This is a genomic window from Mycolicibacterium sp. P4_G11, from assembly GCF_056555145.1.
In genome coordinates, this window is record NZ_JBFUJW010000032.1 from 1 (window position 1) to 410 (window position 410).

General features: G+C 67.3%; 1 protein-coding gene. It reads right to left on the bottom strand.

Annotated elements, in window-relative coordinates:
- On the bottom strand, positions 1 to 410 hold a 410-nt coding region (locus AC1U2B_RS28615), incomplete at both ends, for a sulfatase-like hydrolase/transferase (RefSeq protein ID WP_480219438.1).

The following is a 410-nucleotide window of genomic DNA, read 5'->3' on the forward strand; positions in this document are numbered from 1 at the left end:
TCCTTGATGTACCCGACGGCCTTGTCGGTGAGGTCATCTGTGAGGTAGTAGTTTTCGGGGTACTCGTCGATGTCGACCACCGAATTGTCCGAGACCAGCTGGTTCGGGTGGAAGAAGGAGTTCAGGCCCTCCAGGGACCCGTAGTAGCGGTCGAATCCGCGTTGGGTGGGCCAGGAGTCGCGGACGGCACCCGGACGCAGGTTGGCGTCGCGCACCAGGTGCCATTTCCCTACGCCGTAGGTGGCGTAGCCGCCGGCCCGCAGCATCTCCGGCAGCGTGAGCACGTCCTCGGCGAGTTCGAGTCGCAGGCCCGGGAAGCCGGGGTCCGCGTTGGCGACGAAGCCGTAGCCCGCGCGATGCGGGTTGATCCCGGTGAGCAGCGCCGCGCGCGACGGCGAGCAGAGCGGGGT